Annotated in this window: 1 protein-coding gene; it reads left to right on the forward strand. The window is 64.4% G+C overall.

Annotation, left to right across the window (positions count from 1 at the left end; all coding sequences use genetic code 11):
• Positions 1 to 330 (forward strand): transposase (locus ADK55_RS22100; RefSeq protein ID WP_053681354.1); only part of this gene is annotated, 330 nt, incomplete at its 5' end.
• Between the last annotated feature and the right edge of the window lie 10 nt (positions 331 to 340).

The following is a 340-nucleotide window of genomic DNA, read 5'->3' on the forward strand; positions in this document are numbered from 1 at the left end:
ATGATCACAGGTCACCAAACGAGACACGACCCCCACCGCGGCCGCCACTTCAAACCCCAACGCCTTCACGCCGACAAGGCATACGACGTTCCCCACCTGCGGAAATGGTTACGCGGCAAACGGATCGGAGTCCGTATCGCACGCAGGGGCGTCGAGTCATCGGAACGACTCGGACGGCGCCGGTGGGTGATCGAGCGGACCATGTCCTGGCTCACCGGCTACCGTCGGCTCAACCACCGCTACGAACGCCACCCCCGCAACTACCTGGCCTTTCTCGGTCTCGCCGCCGCCATCTGCTGCTACAAGCGGCTCGCCCGCCTCACCACATAGGACACGGTCT

Origin of the sequence: Streptomyces sp. WM4235 (assembly GCF_001279725.1) — a bacterium.
Classification (GTDB): domain Bacteria; phylum Actinomycetota; class Actinomycetes; order Streptomycetales; family Streptomycetaceae; genus Streptomyces.